The sequence below is a fragment of the Rhizorhabdus sp. genome, assembly GCF_018006725.1.
Lineage (GTDB): Bacteria > Pseudomonadota > Alphaproteobacteria > Sphingomonadales > Sphingomonadaceae > Rhizorhabdus.
The window spans coordinates 1-9,171 of the sequence record NZ_JAGMXV010000185.1; the positions used below are offsets into that span (position 1 = coordinate 1).

9 protein-coding genes are annotated in these 9,171 nt (G+C 68.2%); 5 read left to right on the plus strand and 4 right to left on the minus strand.

Annotated elements, in window-relative coordinates; all coding sequences use genetic code 11:
• The coding region (locus KAY22_RS20270; RefSeq protein WP_296625069.1) for a TonB-dependent receptor at positions 1–687 on the minus strand (687 nt) is incomplete at its 3' end.
• Between the two features lie 120 nt (positions 688–807).
• Positions 808–1,599 (minus strand): GNAT family N-acyltransferase, encoded by a 792-nt coding sequence (locus KAY22_RS20275; protein WP_296625070.1) that lies wholly within the window; start codon positions 1,597–1,599, stop codon positions 808–810.
• A gap of 161 nt (positions 1,600–1,760) precedes the next feature.
• Here KAY22_RS20275 and zwf point away from each other — a divergent pair, with 161 nt between their 5' ends.
• The 5 genes from zwf to eda are packed head-to-tail and all read left to right on the plus strand — an operon-like array spanning position 1,761 to position 7,431.
• The gene (gene zwf / locus KAY22_RS20280) at positions 1,761–3,218 is read left to right on the plus strand and encodes a glucose-6-phosphate dehydrogenase (protein WP_296625071.1); all 1,458 of its coding nucleotides are present in this window, start codon (positions 1,761–1,763) and stop codon (positions 3,216–3,218) included.
• Between the two features lie 59 nt (positions 3,219–3,277).
• A complete protein-coding gene (gene pgl, locus KAY22_RS20285; protein ID WP_296625072.1) occupies positions 3,278–3,982 on the plus strand; it encodes a 6-phosphogluconolactonase in 705 nt (234 codons plus the stop codon).
• Between the two features lie 55 nt (positions 3,983–4,037).
• Positions 4,038–5,858 carry a phosphogluconate dehydratase gene (gene edd, locus KAY22_RS20290; RefSeq protein WP_296625073.1) on the plus strand — a complete coding sequence of 607 codons (1,821 nt, stop codon included), beginning with the start codon at positions 4,038–4,040 and terminating at the stop codon, positions 5,856–5,858.
• A complete protein-coding gene (locus KAY22_RS20295; RefSeq protein ID WP_296625074.1) occupies positions 5,858–6,823 on the plus strand; it encodes a glucokinase in 966 nt (321 codons plus the stop codon). Before edd ends, KAY22_RS20295 begins: the two co-directional genes overlap by 1 nt.
• Positions 6,820–7,431 (plus strand): bifunctional 4-hydroxy-2-oxoglutarate aldolase/2-dehydro-3-deoxy-phosphogluconate aldolase, encoded by a 612-nt coding sequence (eda, locus tag KAY22_RS20300; protein ID WP_296625075.1) that lies wholly within the window; start codon positions 6,820–6,822, stop codon positions 7,429–7,431. Before KAY22_RS20295 ends, eda begins: the two co-directional genes overlap by 4 nt.
• Positions 7,432–7,463: 32 nt before the next feature.
• Here eda and KAY22_RS20305 read toward each other — a convergent pair whose 3' ends face one another.
• Positions 7,464–7,814, minus strand: a complete 351-nt coding sequence (locus tag KAY22_RS20305; protein ID WP_226946552.1) for an energy transducer TonB — start codon at positions 7,812–7,814, stop codon at positions 7,464–7,466.
• 76 nt (positions 7,815–7,890) lie between these two features.
• Positions 7,891–9,171 (minus strand): methyl-accepting chemotaxis protein (locus KAY22_RS20310; protein ID WP_296625076.1); only part of this gene is annotated, 1,281 nt, incomplete at its 5' end.

The following is a 9,171-nucleotide window of genomic DNA, read 5'->3' on the forward strand; positions in this document are numbered from 1 at the left end:
GCCAGCCGGGATGACCGCGCGCGCCGATCCTCGGCTCTGCCGATAGCGCGCCGCGCGGTCGATCGGTCCCCGGTCGCCCGCGACGATCGGCACGAAGCCGTCGCCGCGTGCATGGCCGGCCGAGATAATTGCGAAGCCCCCGCCCAGCGCGGTGGTGAGGGTCGCGTCGGCATCGAGCGAGTTGCGGCTGCCATAAGCGAGCCCGGCGTCGACGCGCGGGGCATCGTCCCCGCCGATGCTGGTCAGTTCGATCGTTCCGGCGAGCGCGCCCGCGCCCTGTACGCCGCTGCCCCCGCCGCGCGTGACGCGGACATGGCCGATTCGCGCCGGATCGAGCGCGGCCCAGCTGATCCAGCCGCCGAACGGATCGATCACGGGGACGCCGTCGAGCAGGACAAGCGCGCGGGTGGCCGCATTGCCGCCCAGCCCGCGCAGGGTCGCCCCCTGGCTGGTCGGGTGGGCCGAGCGCGAATCCGACCGGCGGAACTGCTGGAAGCCGGCGGCGTCACGGAGGATGTCTTCCATTCGCCCGCTCGCGGACAGCGTCAGCCGGTCGCGATCGATGCTGACTACGTCATAGGCGGCATCACCCGGCGAGCGATCGAGGCCATAGCCCGAGACGATGATGGTTTCGTCCTCCGCAGCGCAGGCCGGATGGGCCAGTGCCGCCAGGATGGTCGCGCTCAACAATAAGCGGGCCTGCCGCAAGACGATCCTCCCTCATGATCTCGGGAGGCGGATCACCATCATGAGCACGGCACGTCAATGCGTTTCGTCGGGCAGGCGGCCGCAGACGAGCGGAAAAGATCAGGCGGCGACCTCGAAACGCTGGGCGTAGCGGGCGGCGATGCGCGCGACGGGCACCAGCACGAACACGTCGATCGTGTTGAAGGCGTGATCGATATAGGCGCCATCGCCGATCTCGGCGCCGACCCGGAGATAGGCCTTGATCAGTGGAGGGAGGCGGCGCAGCGCGATACGCGGATCATAGCCGCCAATCGGCAGCGAGGCGAGCGGGATCGCTTGGTCGCCGATCGCACGGGCCCGCAGCTCGGGCATCGCCATATGGTTGTGCGCGAGCAGCGAGAGCCCCTCGGCATGTTCGGCCGGATCGACGCCGGGAAAGCTCGCGCAGCCGAACATATAGCCGATGGTGTGGCGCTGCAGATAATCGGCGATTCCGCGCCACAGCAGCTGGATCGTCCCGGCGTCACGATAGGCGGGATCGACGCAGGAGCGGCCCAATTCGAGCAGTTCCATCCCCTCGCGGCGGCCATGCGCCAGCACCGGCGAAAGGTCGAACTCATGCGCCGAATAGAAGCCGTCATGGGCATCCGCAACGCTCTGCCGCAGCAGGCGATAGGTACCGACCACGGGACTGCCCGGCCGGCCATGATCCTCGACCAGAAGGTGATCGCACAGGCCGTCATAGGGATCGATGTCGCGCTCGTCGGACGAAATGTCCGGTGCCGCGCCCAAGTCCCGGAAGAAGATGTCGTAGCGCAACCGCTGGGCGGCGACGATATCGGCCTCGTCGCACGCCAGCCTCACGCACAGCCGCCGCTCGCCCGAACCGGCCGCCGATAGTGCCTGCGCCATGGACCCGTCCCCTTTCTGCAACTAAGGGAGGGTAATAATCGGGCCATGCGTCATGGCCGCTACCGCGCGGCGATCGATTTGCTACACAGGCATTCCAACTGCGTTACAAGGCACGGGGCGCAGCGCCGGGCAGGGCCGGCGAAAACGAGGGAGACGAACTGGTGACGACACCCAGCGAGAAGCTGCTTCTGTTCGGAGCGACCGGCGATCTGTCGCAACGCATGCTTTTGCCATCGCTGTACGGACTGGCCGCCGAAGATCTTTTGTCGCCCGCTCTTGCAATCGTTTGCACTGCACGGACCGCGATGACCGACGCAGAGTTCCGCGCCTTCGCCGACACGGCACTGCGCCGGTTCGTGCCCAGCGAGCGGCTCGACGATGACGCGCTCGCCGCCTTTCTCAAGCGGCTCAGCTATGTACCGGTCGACGCTTCGAAGGAAGGGGACTTCGCAGCGCTGGCAGAGCGCGTGGGTTCGACCGAGCGGGGTCTTTCGATCTTCCTGTCGACCGCGCCGTCGCTGTTCGGCTCGACCATCGAGGGTCTGGCCAAGGCCGGCCTCGCCGGGGACGGGGTGCGCATCGGCCTGGAAAAGCCGCTGGGCTATGACATAGCGTCCAGCCGGCTGATCAACGACGCGGTCGCAGCGGTATTCCCCGAGGATCGCACCTTCCGCATCGACCATTATCTCGGCAAGGAGACGGTCCAGAACCTGCTGGCGCTGCGCTTCGCCAACAGCCTGTTCGAGCCGCTGTGGCGTGCCGGCGGGATCGAGCATGTCCAGATCACCGTGTCGGAGACGGTCGGCCTCGAAGGCCGGGTCGGTTTCTATGACGGGGCCGGCGCGATCCGCGACATGGTCCAGAACCACATGCTCCAGCTGCTCGCGCTGGTCGCGATGGAGCCGCCAGCACAGTTCGACGCGACATCGGTCCGCGACGAGAAGGTCAAGGTGCTCCGCTCGCTGCGCCCGATCGATCGGGCCACTGCAGCAACCCACAGCGTCATCGGCCAATATGGCCCGGGCGCCATGGCCGGTGGACCGGTGCCCGGCTATCTCGACGAGCTCGGCAAGCCGTCGGACACCGAGACCTTCGTCGCGCTCAAGGCGCATATCGACAATTGGCGCTGGCGCGGCGTGCCCTTCTACCTGCGCACCGGCAAGCGCCTGCCCAGCCGGCAGTCGGAGATCTTCATCCGCTTCAAGAGCGTGCCCCACTCGATCTTCGAGGGGCGCGGCGCGATGTTGCAACCCAACAAGCTGATCATCCGTTTGCAACCCGACGAGAATGTCCGGCTGATGCTGATGTCGAAGGAACCCGGCCTCGATCGCGACGGCATCCGCCTGCGTGAAGTGCCGCTCGACATCTCGATGCCCAACGCCTTCGCCGACAGCCGGCGTCGGATCGCCTATGAAAGGCTGCTGCTCGACCTGATCGAGGGCGACCAGACCTTGTTCGTACGGCGTGACGAGGTAGAGGCCCAATGGGAGTGGATCGATGCGATCCGCGAAGGCTGGGCTGCCAACTCGATGAAGCCCAAGCCCTACACCGCAGGGACATGGGGACCGTCCGCCGCGATCGCTCTTACCGAGCGCGACGGGGTCACCTGGCACGATTGAGGCGCCACAGCGCGCGACACGGCCAAAGCGCGATGCGGCGGCCATGAAAGGAACGAGTGATGATCGAAGCCGAATGGTGGGACTATGAGGATGCCGAGGAACTGGCCGAGGCGGTAGCCGGCGATGTCGGCTTCATCATCGAATCGGCGCTCGACGCGCGTGGACAATGTCTGATCGCCCTTCCCGGCGGGCAGACGCCGCTCCCGATCTACGAGAAGCTGGCCAAGGCCAGGATCGACTGGAAGAAGGTGATGATCGTTCCGACCGACGACCGGATCGTGGCGATGACCGATCCGCTGTCGAACGCGGCGATGCTCGCGCGTATCTTCCTGCCCAAGGGCGCCCGCGTCATCCCCTTCATCAGCGATAAGGCGCCCGACCACAAGGCCGCCGGCCGCGCGGCCGATGCCCGGCTGCAGGAACTGCCCTGGCCGCCCGATCTCGTCTGGCTGGGCATGGGCAATGACGGGCACACCGCCTCGATCTTCGCCGGGCCCGATCTGGACGAAGCGCTGGACGCCCCCAAGGCGCGTCGCGCGGTGGGCGTACTGCCCGATCCGCTGCCCGCCGAGGCACCGGTCGCCCGCGTCACGCTGACCCGTGCCGCGATCCTGTCGGCCCGCACGCTGACCGTGGTCGTGACCGGCAAGGACAAGAAGAAGCTGCTTGAACGGGCGATCAAGGACGGCGCGGGTTCGCCGCTGCCGATCGGACGCGTCCTGGCGGACGCCGAGCAGGCGATCGACATTCATTGGTGCGCGTAACCGGCGGCGGGCGACGAGGCGCGCCCGGCCCGGTTCCAGAGAGGGAGTGGGAACGATGACTTTGCATCCGGCCGTCGAGGCCGTCACCGCCCGCATCGTCGAGCGGTCCAGAGCCGGCCGCCAGGCCTATCTCGACCTGATCGAGCGCGAGCGCGACGGCGGCGTGGACCGTCCGCGCCTGTCCTGCGGCAATCTGGCGCACGGCTTCGCCGCCTCGGGCGAGGACAAGGCGGCGATCCGCGACGGCCGGGCGATGAACATCGGCATCGTCACCGCCTATAACGACATGCTGTCGGCGCATCAGCCCTATGGCCGCTATCCCGACCAGATGAAGCTGTGGGCGCGCGAGGCGGGGCTGACCGCGCAGGTCGCAGGCGGCGTCCCCGCCATGTGCGACGGCGTGACCCAGGGCCAGAAGGGCATGGAATTGTCGCTGTTCAGCCGCGACACCATCGCCTTGTCGACGGCAGTTGCGCTCAGCCACGGCATGTTCGAGGGCGCGGCGCTGCTCGGCATCTGCGACAAGATCGTGCCGGGACTGCTGATCGGCGCGCTGCGTTTCGGGCACCTGCCTACGATCCTGATCCCGGCCGGTCCGATGCCCTCGGGGCTCGCCAACAAGGAAAAGCAGCGCGTCCGCCAGCTTTATGCCGAGGGCAAGGTCGGCCGCGAGGAACTGCTCGAAGCCGAGTCCGCCTCCTATCATGGCGCGGGCACCTGCACCTTCTACGGCACCGCCAATTCGAACCAGATGATGATGGAGGTGATGGGCCTGCATATCCCCGGCGCGGCCTTCGTCAATCCAGGCACCAAGCTGCGCCAGGAATTGACTCGTGCCGCCGTCCACCGGCTCGGCAAGATCGGCTGGGACGGCGACGATTATCGCCCGCTCGGCCGCTGCGTCGACGAGAAGGCGATCGTCAACGCCGCCGTCGGCCTGCTGGCGACCGGCGGGTCGACCAACCATGTCATCCACCTGCCCGCCATCGCACGCGCGGCGGGCATCCTGATCGACTGGGAAGATATCGACCGGCTGTCGGCCGCCGTGCCGCTGATCGCCCGCGTCTATCCGAACGGCTCGGGCGACGTGAACCATTTCCAGGCGGCCGGCGGCATGGCCTATGTCATCGCCACGCTGATCGACGGCGGACTGCTCCACCGCGACATCCTGACCGTCGCCGGCAGGGATCTGGGCGACTATGCCGCCGACCCGAAGCTGGACGGCGAGACGCTGGCCTGGGAGCCTGCCCCTGCAACCCCGCGTGACGAGACGATGCTGCGTCCTGTCTCCGACCCGTTCCAGCCCGACGGCGGGATGCGGCTCGTGCAGGGCAATCTCGGCCGGGGTACGTTCAAGACCAGCGCGGTGGCGTCCGAGCGCTGGACGATCGAGGCGCCGGCCCGCGTGTTCGACGATCAGGACCAGGTCACCGCAGCCTTCAAGGCGGGCGAACTCGATCGCGACGTCGTCGTGGTCGTCCGCTTCCAGGGCCCTCAGGCCAATGGCATGCCCGAACTGCATAAGCTGACCCCGCCACTCGGCGTGCTGCAGGACCGGGGCCATCGCGTCGCCCTCGTCACCGACGGGCGTATGTCGGGGGCCAGCGGCAAGGTGCCGGCGGCGATCCACCTTACCCCCGAGGCGCTGGCGCATGGCCCGATCGCGAAGCTGCGCGATGGCGACATCGTCCGCCTGTGCGGCCACAAGGGCGAGATCAGCGTGCTGGTCGATCCGGCGGACTGGGACGCGCGCGAACCGGCATCACCCCCGCCCCCGGCGAGCGGCACCGGCCGCGAATTGTTCGCCTTCATGCGCGCGGGCGCGGATACGGCGGAACGCGGTGGATCGGCGATGCTGGCGGCGGCCGGGCTCTGATGAAGCTCGTCGCCGTCGATCTGGGCGGGACCAACGCCCGCTTCGCCATCGCCGAACTGCACGCCGACCGGCGGCCGACGCTCGGCACCCCACGCAAATATCGGACCGCCGACCATGCCGGGCTCGCCGACGCCTGGGCCGCCTTCGCGCGGGACGAGGGCGGCAGCCTGCCCGACGCCGCCTGCATCGCCATTGCCGGTCCGGTCGAAGGCGAACTGATCCGTTTCACCAACAACAGCTGGACGATCCGCCCCTCGACCCTGGCCGAGGAGCTGGGGCTGCGCAGCCTGACCCTGATCAACGATTTTGCCGCCATGGCCGCAGCCGTGGGCGTCTTGACCGAAGAGGAGCTGGTACCGCTCGGTGGACCCGACGGCCCCTTGCCCCAGAGCGGCGTGACCACCGTCATCGGACCGGGCACGGGCCTCGGCGTCGCCCAGCTCGTCCGTCGGCATGGACGGCGCATCGTCCTGCCGACCGAGGGCGGCCATCTCGACTTCGCCGCGCTCGACGGGTTCGAGGAGAAGCTGCTTGCCCGCCTGCGCGAACGGCATCGTCGCGTTTCGATCGAACGGATCGTTTCTGGCCCGGCGCTGTCGGACATTCACGAGACGCTCGCGATGGTCGGCGGGCTCGCCATCGTGCCGCGCGACGATGCCGCGCTCTGGCAGGCAGCTATCGACGGAGAGGATGCGCTGGCGGCACAGGCACTCGACCGGCTGGTCATGTCCTTCGGCGCTGTCGCGGGCGATCTCGCGCTTGCTCATGGCGCCAATGCCGTGGTGGTGACCGGCGGCCTCGCCAACCGCATCGAGGCCCGGCTGAAAGGGCCGCTGTTTCACGACCGCTTCCGCGCAAAAGGGCGGTTCGAGGCCCGCATGGGCCATTTCCCTATCCGGCTCGCCCGTCATCCCGAAGCGGGATTGCTGGGCGCTGCCGCCGCTTATCAGGAGGAACAGGCATGACCGTCGAAGACATCATGATGCTGGCGCCGGTCATCCCGGTTCTGGTGATCCACGACGTCGCCCATGCGCGCCCGATCGCCGAGGCGCTGGTCGAGGGTGGCCTGCCTGCACTCGAAGTGACGCTGAGGACGCCCGCCGCACTGGACGTGATTCGCGAAATGGCAAAGGTCGAAGGTGCGGTCGTCGGCGCCGGCACGGTGCTCAATCCCGACGATGTGAAGGCCAGCGTCGATGCAGGCGCGCGCTTCCTGGTCTCGCCGGGACTGACCGAGCCGCTGGCCAATGCGGCGATCGCCAGTTGCGTGCCTTTCCTGCCCGGCACGGCCAATGCCGGCGACGTCATGCGCGGGCTCGACATGGGGCTGACCCACTTCAAATTCTTCCCGGCGACCGCCAATGGCGGCATTCCGGCGCTCAACGCGCTCGCGGCGCCGCTGTTCAAGGCACGCTTCTGCCCGACCGGCGGGATCACCGAACAAAGTGCTGCCGACTGGCTCGCGCTCGACGCGGTGCTATGCGTCGGCGGCAGCTGGGTGGTGCCTGCGGGCGAGCCCGATGTGGGGGAAATACGGAAGCGGGCGGCCGCCGCGGCATTGCTGCCGCGCTGACCGCCCGCCTTGGTCTTGCGACCGTGTGAAGCTTACTGAAGCTTCCAGGTCAGCGGGATCACGACCGAAGCCGCACCGCCCGGAGGCGCCGGGAAGGTGCCGACACGCTTGATCGCGGCCAGAGCTTCCTTGTCGAGCAGGGACGAGCCCGAGGGCTGCACGATCGAAACCGCGGCGACCGAGCCGTCGTCGGAGACGTCCAGCTTGACCTTGGCGGTGCCCTCGTCGCCGCGCATCTGGGCGGCGTTCGGATAATCCTGCTTCGAGGCGATCATCTGACGGATGCGCGCCGTCCATTCGGGCGTCGCCGCGGCATTCGCCGCGCCGGCGACCATCGTCGCAGCGGTGAGACCGATGAGGAGATTACGAAAGCGTACAGTCACATTGCCCTCCGTGATTGAAACTATTGGGGTGGGGGTGGGTGAACGACGGAGCCGGATACTCCGCCGTCCGGGGGGATCAGAACTCGGTCCAGTCGTCTTCCTCGACCTTCAGTGCGAGCGCACCATGGACAGAAGCGGGGCTGGCCCATTTCGCGGGCGCTGCGGCGCGCGCCGGAGCGGGTGCGACCGCGGGACGAGCGGGCGCGGGCGCCCGACGGGCCGGTGCCTGCTGACCGGTGCGGAAGCCGCCGACGCGATCGGCAAGCCGCTGCGCCTCGGCCGAGAGGCTCTGGACGCTGGCATTGGTTTCCTCGACCATCGCGGCATTCTGCTGGGTCGCATTGTCCATGGAGGACACGCCGGCGTTGATCTCGTTGAGGCCCGTGGCCTGCTGCTCGTTGGCCGCGGCAATCTCCGCGATCAGGTCGGCGACCTGACCGAACTCCTCGACGATCGTGCCCAGCGCCGAGCCAGAGCGCTCGACCAGTTCCACGCCGCTTACGACCTGGTGACCCGAAGTGGCGATCAGGTCGCGGATCTTGCCGGCTGCGTCGGTACAACGCTGGGCAAGGACGCGAACCTCGGTCGCGACCACCGCGAAGCCAGCACCGGCCGGACCTGCGCGGGCCGCTTCGACGCCCGCGTTGAGCGCCAGCAGGTTGGTCTGGAAGGCGAGGTTGTCGATGGTCGACACGATCTCTTCCATCTCGCGGCTCGACGATTCGATGGTGCGCATCGCCTCGATCGCCTGACGGGCGGTCGTGCCCATCGATTCGGCGGCCGAGCGGGCTGCAGCAACCTTCTCGCTCGTCTCGCGGGCATTGCCGGCGGTCAGGCGAACGGTGCCCATGAACTGCTCGAGCGCGCTGGCGGTACGAGCGAGCGAGTGCGCCTGGCTCTCGGTACGCTGCGACAGATCCTGAGCCGCCTGCGCGATTTCGCCGGTGCCCGAGCGGATCGTGCCGAAGCCGTCGATGATCTCGGTGATCGTGGTCGACAGACGGTCGAGCGCCTCGTTGAAGTCATGATGCAGCTGGGCGAGCGGTCCTTGCGCATCGTTCGGCACGCGGACGGTAAGATCGCCATGGGCCACCGCCGACAGGCCGGCGCCGATGAGCTCGACCGTACGCTGGGTCGCCTGGGCCTGGGCCAGCTCCTCGGCAGCCCGACGCTGGTCGGCCAGAGCACGTTCCTGTTCGGCCGCGAACAACGCCTTGAAGCCGTCAAGAGCGCGGGCCAGTCCACCGATCTCATCATGGCGACGGAGCGCGGGGATCGACACCGACAGGTCACCATTGGACAGCGAACGAACGGCGGCGCTCATCTTCGACAGCGGGCGGGCGATGCCCATCAGCAG